The sequence below is a fragment of the Kitasatospora sp. NPDC001540 genome (assembly GCF_042894345.1).
Lineage (GTDB): Bacteria > Actinomycetota > Actinomycetes > Streptomycetales > Streptomycetaceae > Kitasatospora > Kitasatospora phosalacinea_C.
Genome location: NZ_JBIAVO010000004.1, coordinates 216621 through 235285 on the forward strand (window position 1 = coordinate 216621; position 18665 = coordinate 235285).

Annotated in this window: 14 protein-coding genes and 1 riboswitch; of the genes, 11 read left to right on the forward strand and 3 right to left on the reverse strand. The window is 71.3% G+C overall.

Annotated elements, in window-relative coordinates:
- Positions 1-308: 308 nt before the first annotated feature.
- Positions 309-1367 carry an SIS domain-containing protein gene (locus ACFY00_RS07810; protein WP_388028351.1) on the reverse strand — a complete coding sequence of 353 codons (1059 nt, stop codon included), beginning with the start codon at positions 1365-1367 and terminating at the stop codon, positions 309-311.
- 198 nt (positions 1368-1565) lie between these two features.
- Positions 1566-2732 (reverse strand): extracellular solute-binding protein, encoded by a 1167-nt coding sequence (locus ACFY00_RS07815; protein WP_388028353.1) that lies wholly within the window; start codon positions 2730-2732, stop codon positions 1566-1568.
- Positions 2733-4014: 1282 nt separating this feature from the next.
- On the opposite strand from ACFY00_RS07815, the gene ACFY00_RS07820 reads away from it, so the two are divergent.
- From ACFY00_RS07820 to ACFY00_RS07855, 8 genes are all read left to right on the forward strand, one after another.
- The gene (locus ACFY00_RS07820; RefSeq protein WP_388028356.1) at positions 4015-5313 is read left to right on the forward strand and encodes an extracellular solute-binding protein; all 1299 of its coding nucleotides are present in this window, start codon (positions 4015-4017) and stop codon (positions 5311-5313) included.
- Positions 5314-5469: 156 nt separating this feature from the next.
- On the forward strand, positions 5470-6459 hold the full coding sequence (locus tag ACFY00_RS07825) for a carbohydrate ABC transporter permease (protein WP_388028359.1): 990 nt from the start codon (positions 5470-5472) through the stop codon (positions 6457-6459).
- Entirely contained in the window at positions 6456-7382 is a 927-nt protein-coding gene (locus tag ACFY00_RS07830; protein WP_388028361.1) for a carbohydrate ABC transporter permease, read from the forward strand. The genes ACFY00_RS07825 and ACFY00_RS07830 overlap by 4 nt, the downstream gene beginning before the upstream one ends.
- Before the next feature lie 61 nt (positions 7383-7443).
- Positions 7444-9018 (forward strand): glycoside hydrolase family 3 protein, encoded by a 1575-nt coding sequence (locus ACFY00_RS07835; RefSeq protein WP_388028364.1) that lies wholly within the window; start codon positions 7444-7446, stop codon positions 9016-9018.
- Between the two features lie 208 nt (positions 9019-9226).
- Entirely contained in the window at positions 9227-10012 is a 786-nt protein-coding gene (locus tag ACFY00_RS07840; protein WP_388028366.1) for a GntR family transcriptional regulator, read from the forward strand.
- Between the two features lie 159 nt (positions 10013-10171).
- Positions 10172-10471 carry a DUF3311 domain-containing protein gene (locus tag ACFY00_RS07845; RefSeq protein WP_388028368.1) on the forward strand — a complete coding sequence of 100 codons (300 nt, stop codon included), beginning with the start codon at positions 10172-10174 and terminating at the stop codon, positions 10469-10471.
- A gap of 20 nt (positions 10472-10491) precedes the next feature.
- Positions 10492-12087 carry a monocarboxylate uptake permease MctP gene (mctP, locus tag ACFY00_RS07850; RefSeq protein ID WP_388028612.1) on the forward strand — a complete coding sequence of 532 codons (1596 nt, stop codon included), beginning with the start codon at positions 10492-10494 and terminating at the stop codon, positions 12085-12087.
- A 164-nt stretch (positions 12088-12251) separates the two neighbouring features.
- On the forward strand, positions 12252-13010 hold the full coding sequence (locus ACFY00_RS07855) for a histidine phosphatase family protein (RefSeq protein ID WP_388028369.1): 759 nt from the start codon (positions 12252-12254) through the stop codon (positions 13008-13010).
- 27 nt (positions 13011-13037) lie between these two features.
- Here the strand turns inward: ACFY00_RS07855 and ACFY00_RS07860 are convergent, their stop codons facing one another.
- The gene (locus tag ACFY00_RS07860) at positions 13038-14012 is read right to left on the reverse strand and encodes a helix-turn-helix domain-containing protein (RefSeq protein WP_388028616.1); all 975 of its coding nucleotides are present in this window, start codon (positions 14010-14012) and stop codon (positions 13038-13040) included.
- 275 nt (positions 14013-14287) lie between these two features.
- Here ACFY00_RS07860 and ACFY00_RS07865 point away from each other — a divergent pair, with 275 nt between their 5' ends.
- The 3 genes from ACFY00_RS07865 (at position 14288) to ACFY00_RS07875 (ending at position 18665) form a co-directional block, all read left to right on the forward strand.
- Positions 14288-14782: a GNAT family N-acetyltransferase gene (locus ACFY00_RS07865; RefSeq protein WP_388028372.1), complete on the forward strand. Its 495-nt coding sequence runs from the start codon at positions 14288-14290 to the stop codon at positions 14780-14782.
- Between the two features lie 135 nt (positions 14783-14917).
- A riboswitch (cobalamin riboswitch) is annotated at positions 14918-15056 on the forward strand.
- Between the two features lie 175 nt (positions 15057-15231).
- A complete protein-coding gene (locus ACFY00_RS07870) occupies positions 15232-17646 on the forward strand; it encodes a ribonucleoside-diphosphate reductase subunit alpha (RefSeq protein WP_285734727.1) in 2415 nt (804 codons plus the stop codon).
- On the forward strand, positions 17646-18665 hold the full coding sequence (locus ACFY00_RS07875; protein WP_388028374.1) for a ribonucleotide-diphosphate reductase subunit beta: 1020 nt from the start codon (positions 17646-17648) through the stop codon (positions 18663-18665). Before ACFY00_RS07870 ends, ACFY00_RS07875 begins: the two co-directional genes overlap by 1 nt.

Below are 18665 nucleotides of genomic sequence, written 5' to 3' on the forward strand. Positions count from 1 at the left end.
TCCACAATGAACATGCACCAAGGAGAGGCCCTCCGCGCAACTGCCCTGACCGCGCGAGGCCCCTCCTCGGTCGGAGGCGTCGTTCGAGGGTCCCGCACAACCCTCGGACGGTCCCCGCCTCCGGCATACAGCTCCGGGCTACGGTGCCGCACGGGTTGAGGGTCCCGTGTCGGCGCCGTGGCCCGTAGTGTTTTCCGGCCCCGCCCGGGGCCCCTCCGGCGCCTTTCCTCCGGCGAGGCTTTCGGCGCACGCCCCCGGACACGACGAAGCCGCCCCCGCAGCACCTCGCGGGGGCGGCTTCGCGCGTCTCAGTGGGTCTCGGTGACCTTGGCGAGCGCGCGGGGGGCGTCCGGGTCCTGGCCGCGGGCGATGGTGACCTCGTACGCCAGCAACTGCAGCGGCAGGATCTCCAGGATCGGCTGGACCTCCTCGGGCACGCCGGCCGGCAGCGCGAAGCCCGCGCTGGCGGCGTCGACCTGGCTCTGCTGGCCGATCACCACCAGGTCGGCGCCGCGGCCGCGCAGGCGGTCCAGGACGGGCTGCAGGGCCTCGCCGCCCTTGCCGTCCGGGACGATCGCGATGACCGGGGAGACGTTGTCCACCATGGCCAGCGGGCCGTGCAGCAGGTCGGCGCCGGAGAACGGGGAGGCCGGGATGTAGGTGGTCTCCATCAGCTTCAGCGCCGCCTCGCGGGCGGTCGGGTAGCCGTAGCCGCGCGAGGTGATCACCAGGCGCTGGGCGAAGCGGTAGCGCTCGGCCAGGTCCTTGACCTCGCCCTGCCGGGCCAGGATGCCCGCCGCCAGCTCGGGCAGCGCCTTCGCCGCGGAGCCGTCGCCGCCGCGCAGGCCCTCGACGAACAGGTACAGCGCCAGCAGCTCGGCGGTGTAGGTCTTGGTGGCGGGCAGCGCCTTCTCCGGGCCGGCCAGCACGTCGATGTGGAACTCGGAGACCTCGGCGAGCGGCGAGGCGGCGTTGTTGGTGACCGCCAGGGTGATCGCACCGGCCTCGCGGGCCGCCTTGGTGGAGGCCACCAGGTCGGGCGAGCCGCCGGACTGGCTGACCGTGACGACCAGGCAGTCGGTGAGGTCCGGCTTGGCGCCGTACGCGGTGGTGGTGGACATCGAGGTCAGGCCAGCCGGCTTGCCGAGCAGCACCTCGATCAGGTACTTCGCGTACAGCGCGGCGTTGTCGGAGGTCCCGCGGGCGGTCAGCAGGACGAAGCGCGGGTTGCGGGCGGCGATCTGCGCGGCGATCTCACGGATCGCGGGCGCGCCCTCGTCGAGGATGCGCTGCAGGACGGCCGGCTGCTCGGCCATCTCCGCCGACATGATCCTGCCGGGTACGGAAACAGTCTGCGGGTCGGACATCGGGGTGTGCCTCCGTGGAGAGATGGTTCTACCCCGTGGGGCGGGACGCCCGACGGGGACCTCTGAACGGCGGCGAGTCCGCACCCTCGCTGCATGGAACTGTTCTGTGCCGATCCTACGTGCGACCGGGCCCCGCAGCACACTCCGCGGGCCCCGGTCCCGAGCCTCGGAACGCCGACCGGGCGGTCGGCGTCCCGGTCAGCCCGCGTTGTTGATCAGCTGGTCGATCTGGGCGTCGGCCTCCTTGGTGGCGTCCTCGACGCTCTTGCCCGCGAAGACCGCGTTCAGCATGTTGACCAGGACGTTCTGCTTCTCGACCGCGCCCCAGCCGGGCGCCAGCGGGGTGAACCAGGCGTCCTGGACGGCGTTGGCGGCCGCGGCGGTGGTGGGCTTGTCCTTCAGCGGGGCCAGCTGGACCAGGTTGTTCGGCAGGGTGTCCTTGTCGGCCAGCACCTGCTCGGACTTGGCGCTGGTGAACATCCGCACCCAGTCGGTGGCCGCCTGCGCGTTCTGCGTCTTGGCGGTGACCGCCAGGTCGGAGCCGCCGATGAAGGAGGGCAGCGGCTTCCCGGCGGGGCCGGGCATCGCGGCGACCTTGAGCACGTCCTGCAGCGCCGGGGTGCCGGTGATCGGGGCGGTGGCGACGCTCTGCTCCCAGCCGTTGGCGTAGATCAGGCCGGCCTTCTCGTGGCCGAGCACCTTGGCCTGGTCCTGCTCGTTGACCTTGAGGTCGCCGCTCTTGTTGTACTTCTTCACCAGGTCGACGAAGTGCTGCAGGCCCTGCTGGGACTTGGCCTCGTGCAGGGTGCCGTGCCAGTTGCCGGCCGAGTCGAAGCGGGCGATCGAGCCGCCGTACGCGGTGACGTAGGACATCGCGGCGTACCAGTAGGGGCCGGGCAGGTACAGCGCCGAGTAGCCGGGGACGCCCTTGTACTTGTTCGCGACCTTGTCGAGGGCGCCGAGCATGGCGTCCTCGTCCTGCGGGAGGTCCGCGGAGCCGGTGGCGTCCTGGAACATCTTCGAGTTGTAGAGGCCGACGCGGGCGCCCGCGTAGTAGGGGACGCAGTAGAGCGCGTCCTTGTAGGTGCAGGTGTCGGAGAGGCCCTTGATCCAGTTGTCGGAGTTGTCGAAGGTGCCCCGGTCCACCTTCAGCAGCGAGCCGTTGACGATGTACTTCAGGGTCTCGGTGTTGCCGAGCTCGACCACGTCCGGGGCGGACCCGGCGGCGATCGCGGCGTCCAGCTCGGAGACCTTGTTCGTCCAGTCGTGGTAGCTGAGCTTGATCTGGACCTTCGGGTACTTCTCCGCGAACTCGTCGTTGACCTGCTGCACCAGTTCGGGCCAGCTCTTCTGGGCGTCGTTCATCAACCAGACGGTGACGGTGCCGGTCAAGGTCTTCGTGTCGACGGTCGTCGGCGAAGGCGACGGGCTGCCGGACGAGCAGCCTGCGGCGGTGGCCAACAGGGCAGCGGTGCTGAGCGTGGCCAGTACCTGACGCTTCACGCAATCCTCCGGATGGGGACGGGGAGGTCTGCGCAGTGGTACAGACCAGATTTCCGGATCTTGGCCTAGACCATTTTGGGGCGTCAACGCGGGTGCTGTTTCGCACCCTGCTCGTTGTCAATCCGTTGCCTTCCTTGGCCCGACCACGTCAACCACCCCGGGGGGCCGCGCCCCGCGCATGACTTTAGGCTCACTTAAGGTGACCCTCGGTGAGGCGAATGGATCAAGGGCAATTCCCGGAATCCCCGCACCCCGCTTTATCCGACGCCCCGGCCGGTGGTCGCCCGCCCGTCCCGCCCCCGCCCGGCCGGGGGCCGGAGCCACCACCCGTCGGATACGCACGAGTTCACCCCCGGACGGGATCGGCGCCGCCCGGGCGCCGCCGCCGTCGACCCCGCCCGGCGCCGGGACCTGCGGCGGCGCGGCGCGCAGCCCTCGCGCGCGGGCCCGCGCGCGGGCGTCGCCCGAGCCGGGGCCGCCGCAAAACACCGACCCCGCGGGCGTCCGGCCGCGGGCATCCGGGAAATCCGCGGAACCGCCGACCGGGATTCCCGCCCCGGCCATTGCCGAACCCGGCCGGAAAACCGGGGAGGGCGCCCCCGCTATTGGTCCGCGACATTAAGCCGGGAAACTCCGCCGCTTTCGCCCCGCCCCGCGCCCCGCGCCCTGGTGGCCCCGCACCCGGGGCCCGGGCGGTCGGGCCACGCGGCCGCGCGGCGCGGCACCCTTGCGCGCGACCCTCGCCCGCTGGCCGGTACTCGTACTTGACATGCCCTCATAGCCATGCAGCGGACGCGGCCCGCGACACCGGAAGGTCACGGCCCGATGTCCCGATAGGTCCCGTTTCCTCCCCGGCTTGGTCCAGTCCAACACGACCGAGTCAAGCGTTGATAACGGCTTGTGCAACCGCTCTTTGAACCCTTGACGCTCGTCATTGGTCCATGCCAACCTCCAGGCGTTGGTCTAAACCAATGGTCTACTCCACCTCACGGATCGGCCCGCCGGAGACGGCGGTTCGTGCCCGTGTCATCCGGTGACGTTCCCCCATACGGCACGACGCAGCTCCCGGCCAGCCGGCCCAGCAGCCCGGTGCCCTACCTTGCTCATCCCTCTGGAGGATGGTTTGAACCGCAAGATCGCAGCCGTGGCCGCTATCGCCACCGTGCTCGTCGCCTCGGCTTGCTCCTCGTCTTCTTCGTCCGACAGCGGTAGCAAGTCCTCCGAGGTCCTGAGCAAGGACGGCAAGGGCAAGAAGATCACCGTCTGGCTGATGGACGACGCCCAGAAGCAGTGGAACGAGGTCGTCGAGGCCGCGAAGACCCAGTTCAAGAACGAGACCGGCGCCGACGTCGAGATCCAGTGGCAGACCTGGTCCAACTACACCACCAAGGTCGACACCGCCCTGCTCTCGGACAACGCGCCCGACGCGATCGAGATCGGCAACACCCAGGCCGCGAAGTACATCGACGCCGAGTCCTTCGTCGACCTGACCTCGGTCAAGAGCAAGTTCGACAACTCGGACAGGTGGCTGGACTCGCTGGCCGCCTCCGGCCAGTCGGCCGACCACTCCAAGACCTACGCCGTCCCGTACTACGCCGGCGCCCGCGTCATGATCTACCGCAAGGACCTGTTCGAGGCCGCCGGCGTCACCCAGGCCCCGACCACCCTGGCCGAGCTGAAGACCGCCCTGGACAAGGTCAAGGCCGCCAACGCGGGCACCGCCAACTTCTCCGCCCTGTACCTGCCGGGCAAGAACTGGTACTCCGCGGTCTCCTTCGGCGCCGGCTCCTTCGGCGTGGACGGCGTCATCGCCAAGAGCTCCGGCGACAAGTGGACCAGCACCCTGACCGACCCGAAGTTCATCGAGGGCATCAGCACCTGGAACGACCTGCAGAAGGCCTACTCGGTCGGTGGCACCACCGTCGACGAGACCGACCAGGACGCCCGCATGGCGCAGGGCAACATCGCCGCCATCATCGGCAACGGCTGGGAGGTGGGCTCGGTCATCGACGAGAAGAACGGCAACCCGGCCCTCAAGGACAAGCTCGCCACCATCGCCCTCCCGGGCGCGGCGGCCGGCGACCCGACCCCGGCGTTCCTCGGCGGCTCGGACCTGGCCGTCCCGGCGAAGGCCAAGAACGCGGGCCTGGGCGCGACCTTCCTGCAGATCTTCACCAACACCGCGCAGCAGACCGCGCTCGCCAAGCACGCGATCCCGAACGCCAAGAACCTGGTCGACGCCTACAAGGCCGCCGACAAGGCGAACGAGGCGACCGGCAACGCCGCGCAGGGCAAGACCTGGTTCATCCCGAACTCCCCGCTGTGGTCCGGCTCCAACGAGACCGAGCTGAAGAACGCGCTCAGCGCGATCGCCGCCGGCGGCGACCCGGCCACCGAGCTCAAGAAGGTCGAGGCGAAGGTCGTCGGCTCCCTGAACGACTGATAACCAACTGAACCGCACGGTCCGTCCGGGGCGCCCGGAACTCCCCCGACGGACCGCGCACTGAGCGCAGGTGAGGGGGTGGGCAGTCCGCGATCACGCGGGCTGCCCACCCGTGCGCCAGGACCGATCGGATTCGCGGGCCCGGGAAGGACCCTGATGAGCGTGACGACCAACGAGACCGTGACCCGGTCCGAAGACCAGGGGCCCGCCCCGGTGAAGAAGCCGCAGCGGCGCGGCGTCTTCGCGGGCGGCCAGTACATCCCCTACACCCTCCTGCTGCCCGCGATCGTCGTGCTCGCGGGCGTCCTGGTGTACCCGATCTACAAGCTGATCGACCTGTCGTTCATGAACGTCAACAGGTTCTCCTACCTGGCGCACCCGGAGAAGGCCAAGTACATCGGCTTCGACGGGTTCGGCAAGGTACTGGGCGACGACACCTTCTGGGAGGTGGTGCTGCGGACGGTCTACTTCACCGCGGAGCTGGTCCTCCTCTCCATGGTGCTGGGCATGCTGCTCGCGCTGCTGCTCAACCGGGTCTCCGCCTGGGTCCGGGTCACCTTCTTCACCGTGATGATGTTCGTCTGGGCGATCCCGGCGCTGGTCAACGGCCAGGTCTTCCGCTGGCTGTTCTCCTCCAACAGCGGCGTGGTCGACTACATCGCCTACCTGCTCACCGGCGACGAGAGCTGGAAGCACTACGACTGGTTCGCCGACTCGACCGTCGGCCTGTACGTGGTCGGCGCCTCCGTCGTCGTCTGGGGCGCCCTGCCCTTCCTGGTGCTGGGTCTGTACGCGGCGCTCACCCAGGTGCCCAAGGAGCTGATGGAGGCCGCCAAGCTGGACGGCGCCAACAGCTTCCAGGCGTTCCGCCACGTGACCCTCCCGGTCATCCGGCCCTTCCTGATGATCAGCACCGCCCTGAGCTTCATCTGGGACTTCCAGGTGTTCGCGCAGATCTACTCGCTGCGCAACTCCTCCCCCGAGGACGGCTACCAGACCATCGGCATCTACCTGTACATGCACGGCGTCTCGTCCTCGCAGTACAGCAACGGCTCGGTCATCTCCATCGTGATGATCGTCATGATGCTGGCGGTGCTCGTGTACTACATCCGCCAGATGCTCAAGATCGGAGCCAACGAGCGATGAGCGACGTCCTTTCCCCCGCTCCGGAGACCCAGCAGCCGCTGCCCCCGGTCAGGAAGCCGAAGAGGTCCAAGGAGACCGAGGTCGGGCGCAGCAGCGTGATGACCTGGGTCTGGAACGTCATCGCGCTGTTCGTGGCCGTGGTGATGGCCTTCCCGATCTACTGGATGATCATCACCACCTTCAAGACCAACAAGGACCTGATCTCCCAGGACCCGACGTTCTGGCCGTCCTCGTTCTCGCTGGACAGCTACAAGACGATCTTCGACGACGCGAGCTTCCTGCCGGCGCTGCGCAGCACGCTGGTCCTGACCGTGGGCGCGGTGGTGCTCGGCGTCGCGGTCGGCTTCCTGGCCGCCGTCGCCGTGGCCCGGTTCAACTTCCGCGGCCGCAGCTTCTTCATCGTCACCATGCTGGTGGTCCAGATGGTGCCGCTGATCGCGATCCTCATCCCGCTGTTCGTGGTGATGAACAACGCCGGCATGACCGGCTCGCTGTTCGGCGTCATCCTGGCCTACCTGGTCTTCACCGTCCCGTACGTGATCTGGACGCTGCGCTCGTTCATCGTGAACATCCCGGCGGAGCTGGACGAGGCCGCGATGGTCGACGGCTGCACCCAGTGGGGCGCGTTCTTCCGGATCATCCTGCCGCTCACCATGCCCGGCCTGGTCACCACCGCGGTGTACAGCTGGATCCAGGCCTGGAACGAGTTCATCGTCGCCAGCATGCTGCTGAGCACCAGCGGCAACAAGTCGCAGACCGCGATGACCTGGCTGACGTTCTACTCGTCCACGCCCACCCGCGCCGCGGACTACGGCTCGCAGATGGCCGGCGGCCTGCTGGTCTCGCTGCCCGTGATCATCCTGTTCGTGTTCTTCCAGAAGAAGGTGTCGGCGGGTCTCACCGCCGGTGCGGTCAAGGGCTAGTCCCCTTCCTCACCCCCACTGCACCTGAACACCTCTCACCCCCAGGGAAGGAACCAAGGCGATGCCCGGTACGGAAAGCGCCGATCTCCTCCGCGACGCCGGAGCGGTCCTGCAGCCCGGCTTCGCCGGTCTGACCGCGCCCGAGTGGCTGCGCCGCAGACTGGGCGACGGCGAACTCGGTGGCGTCGCCCTGTTCGGCCGCAACATCCGCACCCCGCAGCAGGTCGCCGCGCTGACCTCGGAGCTGTACGCGCTCAACGGCGACCTGCTGGTCGCCACCGACGAGGAGGGCGGCGACGTCACCCGCCTCGAAGTGACCAGCGGCTCCTCCTACCCCGGGAACCTCGCGCTCGGTGAGGTCGACGACACCGACCTCACCGAGCGGGTCGCCCGCTCCATCGGGTTCGACCTGGCCGGCGTCGGCGTGAACCTCAACTACGCGCCCGACGCGGACGTCAACTCCAACCCGGACAACCCGGTGATCGGCGTCCGGTCCTTCGGCGGCGACGGCGATCTCGCCGCCCGCCACACCGCCGCGTACGTCCGCGGCCTGCAGTCCGCCGGTGTCGCGGCCTGCGCCAAGCACTTCCCCGGCCACGGCGACACGGCCGGCGACTCGCACCTGGGCCTGCCCCGGATCGACCTCGCCCTGGAGCAGTTCGCCCAGCACCTGCTGCCCTTCCGCGCCGCCATCGCGGCCGGCGTGAAGAGCATCATGACCGCGCACATCCTGTTCGACGCCTACGACGCCCAGCTGCCCGCGACCATGTCGCAGCGCATCCTGACCGGCCTGCTCCGCGAGGAGCTCGGCTTCGACGGGCTGATCGTCACCGACGGCATCGAGATGGGCGCCATCTCCGGCACCCACGGCGTCGCGGCCGGTTCGGTGCGGGCCGTCGCGGCCGGTGCCGACACCATCTGCGTCGGCGGCGGCCTGCAGGACGAGGACGCCTTCGTCTACCTGCGCGACGCCCTGGTCTGGGCGGTCCGCGAGGGCCGGCTGTCCGCGGAGCGGCTGCACGAGGCCGCCGAGCGCAACCGGGCCGTCGCCCGCTGGTCGGCCGGGGTGCGGGCCGCGCAGGTCGGCCAGCAGGCCGAGGTCGGCGTCGGCCTGGCCGCCGCCCGCCGGGCGCTGCGGATCAGCGGCGAGCTCCGCCCGCTGGGCGGCGTCCCGCACGTGGTGGAGTTCTCCCCGGCCGCGAACATCGCGGTCGGCGACGAGACGCCCTGGGGCGTGGCCGGTCCGCTGGGCGAGCTGGTGCCCGGCACCACCTCCACCCGGGTCGCCCCGACCGCGACCGTGACCGAGGGCTCCGGCCTGCTGCAGGTCGAGGTCGCCGCCGCCGACGTCGAGATCGACACCGCCCCGCTGGCGGGCGCGGCCGTCGGCCGCCCGCTGGTGCTGGTGGTGCGCGACGTGCACCGGCACCCCTGGATGCGCCGGGCCGCGCTGGCCCTGGTCGAGCACCGGCCGGACGCGGTGGTGGTGGAGATCGGCACCGCCCACGGCGTGGCCGAGCTGTTCGCCCCCCGCGGGGTGACCACGCTGGCCACCTACGGCGGCTCGCGGGTCTGCGCGATCGCCGCGGCGGAGGCCCTCGCGGGGCTCGCGGTGACGGCCGCCCAGGCCGGCTGACACGCTCGGGACGGGCCCGGGACGGGCGCCAGGCGGCCCCGTTCCGGGCCCGCCGCGTGCCCGCCGCGTAACCTGCTGCGTGCCCGGCGGACGGCTGCGAATGCGGCCGGGGGCTCACGCTTGTTCTCCCACGCGTGCAAACATGTGCTGTTACATAGGACTTAGGGGTCCGTTAAGGGACCGCCTCCAACGAGGAGTGAGAGCTGCCATGAGTGGCGACAGGGACACGGCGGCGCTCGCCGAGGGCTCCACCGTGCCGATCCAGACCGGCCCTGCCACCGCCACGGCCCGGGTCCCGAAGTACTACGGCCTCAAGCGGCACCTGCTGCAGCTGACCGAGACCCAGCCGGCCGGGACGCCGGTCCCGCCGGAGCGCGCGCTGGCCGCCCAGTTCGACACCTCGCGCACCACCGTCCGGCAGGCCCTGCAGGAACTGGTCGTCGAGGGCCGGCTGGAGCGCATCCAGGGCAAGGGCACCTTCGTCGCCAAGCCGAAGGTCGCACAGGCCCTGCAGCTCACCTCGTACACCGAGGACATGCGCGCCCAGGGCCTGGAGCCGACCTCCCGCCTGATCGAGGTCGCCTACATCTCCGCCGACGACCGGCTCGCGCCGCTGCTGGACATCAAGCCCGGCGGCCGGGTGCTGCGGATCGAGCGCCTGCGCCTGGCCAACGGCGACCCGATGGCGATCGAGGTCGCGCACCTGTCCGCCAAGCGCTTCCCCGCGCTGCGGCGCAACCTGGCCAAGCACAACTCGCTGTACACCGCGCTGCGCGAGGTCTACGGGGTGACGGTCGCCGAGGCCGAGGAGACCATCGAGACCACCCTCGCCAACCCGCGCGAGGCCGGCCTGCTCGGCTCCGACCTGGGCCTGCCGATGCTGCAGCTGTCCCGGCACTCCTTCGACGCGGACGGCGCGCCGGTGGAGTGGGTGCGCTCGATCTACCGCGGCGACCGCTACAAGTTCATCACGCGACTGAACCGACCCGCGTAACGGCCTCGGCCCCTCGTGGGGCGGCGCGTCCGGGTGGTGCCCGCGATCGGGTTGACGGCGGTGTGACAGGGGTCACTCCGCTGCCCTAGTCTCGCCAGGGACCTTCCGATCACCGAGGGTGCCGCTGAGGTGACTCCTCGTCGTCCCCCGGAGCCGCCCGTGCCGCCCTCCTCCCCCCACGCGCCCGTCCCGGGCGCGCCTCCCGCGGTCTCCGTCGCCCGGGTGCTGGCCGGGCTGTGCCTGCTGGTGCCGATCGTGGTGATGCTGTGGGTGCCGTCCTACAACCGGCTCGCCCCGGGGCTGGGCGGGATGCCGTTCTTCTACTGGTACCAGCTGCTGTGGGTGCCGGTGTCGGCGCTGTTCACCGGCACCGCGTACCTGCTGGTGCGGCGGGACGAGGCGCTCCGCCGGGCGGCCGCTCCGGTCAGGCCCGCCCCGAAGGACGGTGGCCCGGCGTGAGGCACGTCGACGGGACCGCGATGGCGGTCTTCCTGCTGTTCTTCGCGCTGGTGACGGTGATGGGCTTCCTGGCCTCGCGCTGGCGCCGCGCCGAGGACGCCGCGCACCTGCACGAGTGGGGCCTGGGCGGCCGGAGCTTCGGCACCTGGGTGACCTGGTTCCTGCTGGGCGGCGACCTGTACACCGCGTACACCTTCGTCGCGGTGCCCGCGGCGGTGTACGCGGTGGGGGCGGCGGGGTTCTTCGCGGTGCCGTACACGGTGATCGCGTACCCGCTGGTGTTCCTGTTCCTGCCCCGGCTGTGGTCGGTCTCCCGGGTGCACGGCTACGTGACCCCGGCGGACTTCGTGCGCGGGCGGTACGGCTCGCGGGTGCTGTCGGTGGCGGTGGCGCTGACCGGGATCCTGGCCACCATGCCGTACATCGCGCTGCAACTGGTCGGCATCCAGGCGGTGCTGGACACCCTGGGGGTGGGCGGCAGCGGCAACTGGTTCCTCCAGGACCTCCCGCTGTTCGTCGCCTTCGGCGTGCTGGCCGCGTACACCTACTCGGCGGGGCTGCGGGCCCCGGCGCTGATCGCGTTCGTCAAGGACGCGCTGGTGTACGTGGTGATCCTGGTGGCGGTGGTGTACATCCCGCTGCGGCTGGGCGGCTACGGGAGCGTGTTCGCGGCGGCGGCGCGGAAGTTCGCGGTGCCGGGGCCGAACGGCGGGCCGAGCGGCTCGCTGCTGCTGGGCGTCCCGGGGCAGTGGACGTACGCGACGCTGGCGTTCGGTTCGGCGCTGGCGCTGTTCATGTACCCGCACACGGTGACGGGCGTGCTGGCGTCCGGGTCGCGCGGCACGGTGCGCCGGAACATGGCGATCCTGCCCGCGTACTCGCTGGTGCTGGGCCTGCTGGCGCTGCTGGGGTTCCTGGCGATCGCGGCGGGGGTGGGCGCGGGGGTGCCGGGCTTCAACAGCCAGTTGGCGGTGCCGCAGCTGTTCGCGCAGATGTTCCCGTCCTGGTTCACGGGGGTGGCGTTCGCGGCGATCGGGATCGGGGCGCTCGTCCCGGCGGCGATCATGTCGATCGCGGCGGCGAACCTGTTCACCCGCAACGTGTACCGGGAGTTCCTGCGGCCGGACGCGACCCCGGCCGAGGAGACCCGGGTGGCGAAGCTCGCCTCGCTGCTGGTGAAGGTCGGCGCGCTGGCGTTCGTGCTGACGATGGACAAGCAGGCCGCGATCAACTTCCAGCTGCTGGGCGGCCTGTGGATCCTGCAGACCGCGGTCGCCCTGGTCGCGGGCCTGTTCACCCGCTGGTTCCACCGCTGGGCGCTGCTGGCGGGCTGGGCGGTCGGCATGGTCTACGGGACGTGGACGGCGTGGGGCATCGCCTCCCCCGCGACCCGGCACTTCGGCGGGAACAGCGCGGACGTGCCCGGCCTGGGCGAGAAGGGCTACATCGGCCTGACCGCGTTCGCGCTGAACCTGCTCGTCGCCGTGGTCCTGACGCCGCTCCTGCGGGCCCTGAGGGCCCCCGAGGGCGCCGACGGGACCGACCGGGCCGACTACCGCGCGGAGGCGGGCGACGAGGCCGTGGAGCGCGCTCCGCAGCCCGCGGCGGCGCACTGACGCACCGGGGGCGCGCACGATCGCGCCGTGCGCCCTGTGGTCGCGCCGTCGCCCCGATCGACACTGGGAGGACGGCGCGGCCGTCCGTTTATGACGGGCCGTTCGCCGGAGAGACCGGGAGAGACGACACCCACCGCACGCACCGACCACGGGGAGCCACCGCCATGACCGACCTCACCACGGTACGCAACGGGCACCGCCCCGAGGCCGAGCAGCCGGAGAGAGCCCGGCGGCTGCCCTCCGTGCTGATCGCCACCCGGCACGGCGAGTCGACCGCCAACGTGGAGTTCCGGCACGCGGACGCCAGCGGCGCCCTGTCCGTCCCGATCACCTGCCGGGACGCCGACATCCCGCTCTCCCTGCACGGCCAGGACCAGGCCCGCGACCTGGGCCGCTGGTGGGCCGAGCGGCCGCCCGCCGACCGGCCGCGCTCGGTCTGGTGCTCCCCGTACCTGCGCACCGCGGAGACCGCCCGGATCGCGCTGGCCCAGGCGTCCGGGCTGGGCGCCGTGCCGGTGGGGCTGACCGTCCGCTACGACGAGCGGCTGCGGGACCGCGAGCTGGGCGTGCTGGAGATGCTCACCAAGGCCGCGATCGAGCGCGACCACCCGGCGGAGGCCGAGCGGCGGCGGCGGATGGGCGAGCTGTACTACCGGCCGCCGGGCGGCGAGTCCTGGCTGGACGTGGCCCTGCGGGTCCGCGACCTGCTGCGCGACCTGGGCGAGGAGGAGGCCGGGCGGCCGGTGCTGGTGGTCGCGCACGACTGCACGGTGCTGATGCTGCGGCACGTGCTGGACCGCCTCGACGAGCGGGAGCTGCTGGCGCTGGACCCGGTCGCGAACTGCTCCACCAGCCTCTGGCGGGCCCGCGGGGGGCGGCTGCGCCCGGCCGGCTGGAACCAGACCGGCCACCTGTCGGCCTGAGCGCCCGCGCGGCCGCCGCCGCGGCGGTCAGGCGTCCAGGTACCCGTCGACGGTCCGCGGTCCGCCGAACGCCCGCCGGTAGGCCTGCGGGGTGGTGCCGAGCCGGCGGTTGAAGTGGTGCCGCAGCGCGGCGGCGTTGCCGAAGCCGCAGCGGGCGGCGACCGCGTCCACGCTCTGCGCGGTGGACTCCAGCAGGCGCTGGGCCAGCAGCACCCGCTGCCCGGTGAGCCAGCGGTGCGGGGTGGTGCCGGTCTCCTGCCGGAAGCGGCGGGCGAAGGTGCGCGGCGACATGTGGGCGAGCCGGGCGAGCTGCTCGACGCCGGTGTCCCGGTCGAGGTGGCGGCGCATCCACTCCAGCACCCCGGCCAGCGACTCGCCGTCGGCCTCGGGCAGCGGGCGGTTGATGAACTGGGCCTGTCCGCCGTCGCGGTGCGGGGCGACCACCATCCGGCGGGCGATCTCCCGGGCGACCTCGGCGCCCTGCACCTTGCGGACCAGGTGCAGGCAGGCGTCGATGCCCGCGGCGGTGCCCGCCGAGGTGATGACGGGGTGGTCGTCGACGTACAGCACGTCGGGTTCGACGGTGGTCAGCGGGAAGCGCTCGGCCATCAGCCCGGCGTAGCGCCAGTGGGTGGTGCAGCGGCGGCCGTCGAGCAGTCCGGCCGCGCCGAGCAGGAAGCTGCCGGAGCAGATCGACAGCAGGTGGGCGCCGCGGTCGTGGGCGGCCCGCAGCGCTTCGCAGAGCTCCTCGGGGTAGTGCGCGCGGATGCCGGAGGCGGTGGCGATCACCAGGTCGGCCTCGGCGATCCGCTCGGGGCCGTGCGGGACGTCGACGGTGAAGCCCGCGTGGGTGCGCATCGGTCCGGGGCGGTCGCCGACCAGGGCGAAGTCGTAGACGGGCAGGCCGGACTCGCTCCGGTCCAGCCCGAACACCTCGCAGGCCACGCCCAGTTCGAAGGGGTGGATCTCTTCCAGCACCACGACGGCGACGTTGTTCAGCATGCGCATGGTGCCAGGATGGCAGTGGCAGGATTTCGTGGCAATGGTGCGTTCCTGCCACTCGTTCCGGCCGCCGGGCCGCAGCACAGTGGAGGCATGACCACCGCGCTCGCCCTGCTGGGCCTCATCGGCAGTTTCGGACTCCTCGGCGTCCTGGTCGGCCGCGACCTGGACCGCAACGGCCGCCACGGCCGCGACAACGCGCACCGCCCCACCGGCTACCCGTTCGACCCGGACCTGGCGGACCCGCGCCGCCGCCCGTCCGGCACACTGTCCGGATGCACCCCCCGATCGTCCGCCGCGCCCTCGACCGCGACCTCGCCGGAGCCGGGGAGGTCAGCGTCGAGGCCTTCGTCGGCGACGGCCACACCCGCCCCGACTCGCCGTACGTCGACCTCCTCCGCGACGCCGCCCACCGCAACCGGGAGGCCGAACTCCTGGTCGCCGTCGACGGCGCCGGAACGGTGCTCGGCTGCGTGACCTTCGCCCCGGGCGGCACCGCGTGGGCGGACGTCGCCCGGCCCGACGAGGGCGAGATCCGGATGCTCGCGGTCGGCGCGGCGGCCCGCGGCCGCGGCGTGGGCCGGGCACTGGTGACGGCGGCGGTCGGCCGCAGCCGGGAGCTGGGGCTGGCCGGGATGGCGTTCTCCACCCGCCCGACGATGACCGCCGCGCACCGGATCTACGACGCCCTGGGCTTCGTCCGCGCCCCCGAGCGGGACTGGTCGGCGGCCCCCGGCACGGACCTGCTGGTCTACACGACCCGGTTCTGAAGCCCGGGCGCCCGGCGGGTGCGTCCCGGCCGGCCCGGTGCCGACGGTCCCTCAGGAGCCGTGCGGCCCGTTTTCGTTGTCTACGCGCGGCACCGCCGACGCGACACGCGCTACTACATCTGGTGCTTCCAGCTCCAGTCGCCACTACATGTATGCTCACTCTCGCTGTCGACGCAGGGGAACCCGGTGAGAATCCGGGGCTGCCCCGCAACGGTGAGCGGGCTGCAGCGACGCCCGCGCAGTCCGAGGACCTGCCGACGGTGTGCGACACGGCATCCCCGCAGACGCCATGCAGCACAGCTTTGCCGTCCGGTCTCGCGGGCGGACCGGGGGTGGGTCTTTCGCGCGCCGGAACGCGTCGTCGTTCCTCCGTGCCGCCTCCCCCTGGCCGCGTGCGCTGCCGGACACCCGAGAGCCACGTCCGCCGCCGCCACAGGAGAGAGTGCGCCTTGACCGTCGCCGCCTCAGTCACCCTGCCGTCCCAGGGATCCGCCGACGCCTTCACCGACCCCGGTGCGGCGTTGCTCCGGCTGCTCACCGACCGCAGCACCGACCTCCCCCAGGTGGACCCCGGCCACGTCGCCGCCGCCGCGCTGCGCGGCCGCCACGCCGGTTCGGACTTCGCCGAACTGCGCGGGCTGGCCGTGGAGGCCGCCGCGTCGATGATCGCCGAGGACCCGCAGTACTCGAAGCTGGCCGCCCGCCTGCTGGCGCTGGAGATCCGCGACGAGGCCGCCACCCAGCACGTCACCTCGTTCTCCTCCTCGGTGGCCGTCGGCCACGCCGAGGGCCTGATCGGCGACGCCACCGCCGCGTTCGTGGCCGAGCACGCCGCGCTGTTCGACTCGCTGGTGGACGAGGCGGGCGACGACCGCTTCGAGTACTTCGGCCTGCGCACCGTGCAGTCCCGCTACCTGCTGCGCCACCCGATCACCCGCAAGGTCGTGGAGACCCCGCAGCACTTCCTGCTCCGGGTGGCGGCGGGCCTGGCGGTCGGCACCACCGAGGAGTCGGTGCGCGAGGTCGCCGAGCTGTACACCCTGATGAGCCGCCTGGAGTACCTGACCAGCTCGCCGACGCTGTTCAACTCCGGCACCCGGCACCCGCAGATGTCCTCCTGCTACCTGCTGGACTCGCCGCTGGACAACCTGGACTCGATCTACAACCGGTACGCCCAGATCGCCCGGCTCTCCAAGCACGCCGGCGGCATCGGCCTGTCGTACTCGCGGATCCGCTCGCGCGGTTCGCTGATCCGCGGCACCAACGGCAAGTCGAACGGCATCGTGCCGTTCCTGCGCACCCTGGACTCCTCCGTGGCGGCGGTCAACCAGGGCGGCCGGCGCAAGGGCGCGGCCTGCGTGTACCTGGAGACCTGGCACGCCGACATCGAGGAGTTCCTGGAGCTCCGCGACAACACCGGCGAGGAGGCCCGGCGCACCCACAACCTGAACCTGGCGCACTGGATCCCGGACGAGTTCATGCGCCGGGTGAACGCCAACGCCGACTGGTCGCTGTTCTCCCCGGCGGACGTGCCGGAGCTGGTCGACCTGTGGGGCGCCGAGTTCGACGAGGCGTACGTGAAGGCCGAGCTGGCGGGCAAGGCCGTGCGCACCATCCCCGCGCAGACCCTGTACGCCCGGATGATGCGCACCCTGGCGCAGACCGGCAACGGCTGGATGACCTTCAAGGACGCCTCCAACCGGGCCGCCAACCAGACCGCGCTGCCGGGCCGCACGGTGCACTCCTCCAACCTGTGCACCGAGATCCTGGAGGTCACCGACGACTCCGAGACCGCGGTCTGCAACCTGGGCTCGGTCAACCTGGGCGCGCACGTCGCCCCCGGCGCCACCGCCGCCGACCTGCTGAACGCGATGGACTGGGACCGCCTGGACGCCACCGTCCGCACCGCGGTGACCTTCCTCGACCGCGTGATCGACATCAACTTCTACCCGACCACCGAGGCCGGGACGTCCAACTCCCGCTGGCGCCCGGTCGGCCTGGGCGTGATGGGCCTGCAGGACGTCTTCTTCCAGCTGCGGATCGACTTCGACTCCGCCGAGGCGAAGACCCTCTCCACCCTGATCGCCGAGCGCATCATGCTCACCGCGTACGAGCGCTCCGCGGACCTCGCCGAGCAGTTCGGCCGCCACGAGGCGTACGGCGAGACCCGCGCCGCCCGCGGCCAGCTGCACGTCGACCACTTCGGCTCGGCGAACCCGCAGTGGACCGAGCGCTGGGACGCGCTGCGCGCCCGGATCGCCGAGGTCGGCCTGCGCAACTCGCTGCTGCTGGCGATCGCCCCGACCGCGACCATCGCGTCCATCGCGGGCGTCTACGAGTGCATCGAGCCGCAGGTCTCCAACCTGTTCAAGCGCGAGACCCTCTCCGGCGAGTTCCTCCAGGTCAACCCGTACCTGGTGCGCGAGCTCAAGGAGCTGGGCGTCTGGGACCAGACCACCCGGGACGCGCTGCGCGACGCCAACGGCTCGGTGCAGGACTTCAAGTGGCTGCCCGAGGACGTCCGTTCGCTGTACCGCACCGCGTGGGAGCTGCCGCAGCGCGCGCTGATCGACCTGGCCGCCGCCCGGCAGCCGTACATCGACCAGAGCCAGTCGCTGAACCTGTTCATGGCGGCGCCGACCATCGGCAAGCTCTCCTCGATGTACGCGTACGCCTGGAAGGTCGGTCTGAAGACCACCTACTACCTGCGCTCCCGCCCGGCGACCCGGATCGCCCAGGCCGCGTCCGGAGCCGCCCGCACCGCCGCCCCCGTCCCGGTGCAGACCCCCTCCCTCTCCCAGGCCGAGCAGGACGCCATCGCCTGCTCGCTGGAGAACCCCGAGTCCTGCGAGGCCTGCCAGTAATGAGCACCGAAGACCAGAAGAAGATGCTGCTCGACCCGGGCTTCGAGCTGACGCTGCGTCCGATGCGCTACCCGTCGTTCTACGACCGGTACCGGGACGCGATCAAGAACACCTGGACCGTGGAGGAGGTGGACCTGCACTCCGACGTCGCCGACCTCGCCAAGCTCTCCGAGGGCGAGCGGCACATGATCGGGCGGCTGGTCGCGTTCTTCGCCACCGGTGACTCGATCGTCGCGAACAACGTGGTGCTGAGCCTCTACAAGCACATCAACTCCCCCGAGGCCCGCCTCTACCTGTCGCGGCAGCTGTTCGAGGAGGCCGTGCACGTCCAGTTCTACCTGACGCTGCTGGACACCTACCTGCCCGACCCGGAGGACCGCAACGCGGCCTTCGCCGCGGTGGAGAACATCCCCTCCATCGCGCAGAAGGCCCAGTTCTGCTTCAAGTACATGAACGCGGTCGACCACATCGAGTCGCTGCGGAGCAAGGAGGACCGCCGGGCCTTCCTGCTCAACCTGATCTGCTTCGCGGCCTGCGTCGAGGGCCTGTTCTTCTACGGCGCGTTCGCGTACGTGTACTGGTTCCGCAGCCGCGGCCTGCTGCACGGCCTGGCGACCGGCACCAACTGGGTGTTCCGCGACGAGTCGATGCACATGGACTTCGCGTTCTCCGTGGTCGACACCGTCCGCGAGGAGGAGCCCGACCTCTTCGACGACAAGATGGCCCGGCAGGTCACCGAGATGCTGGAGGAGGCCGTCGAGGCCGAGCTCCAGTTCGCCCGCGACCTGTGCGGCGAGGGCCTGCCCGGCATGAACACCGAGTCGATGCGCGAGTACCTGCAGGCGGTCGCCGACCAGCGCCTGGCCCGCCTCGGCCTCCCGGTCCGGTACGGCTCCACCAACCCGTTCGGTTTCATGGAGCTGCAGAACGTCCAGGAGCTGACCAACTTCTTCGAGCGCCGGGTCTCCGCCTACCAGGTCGCCGTCGAGGGCTCGGTCTCCTTCGACGACGACTTCTAG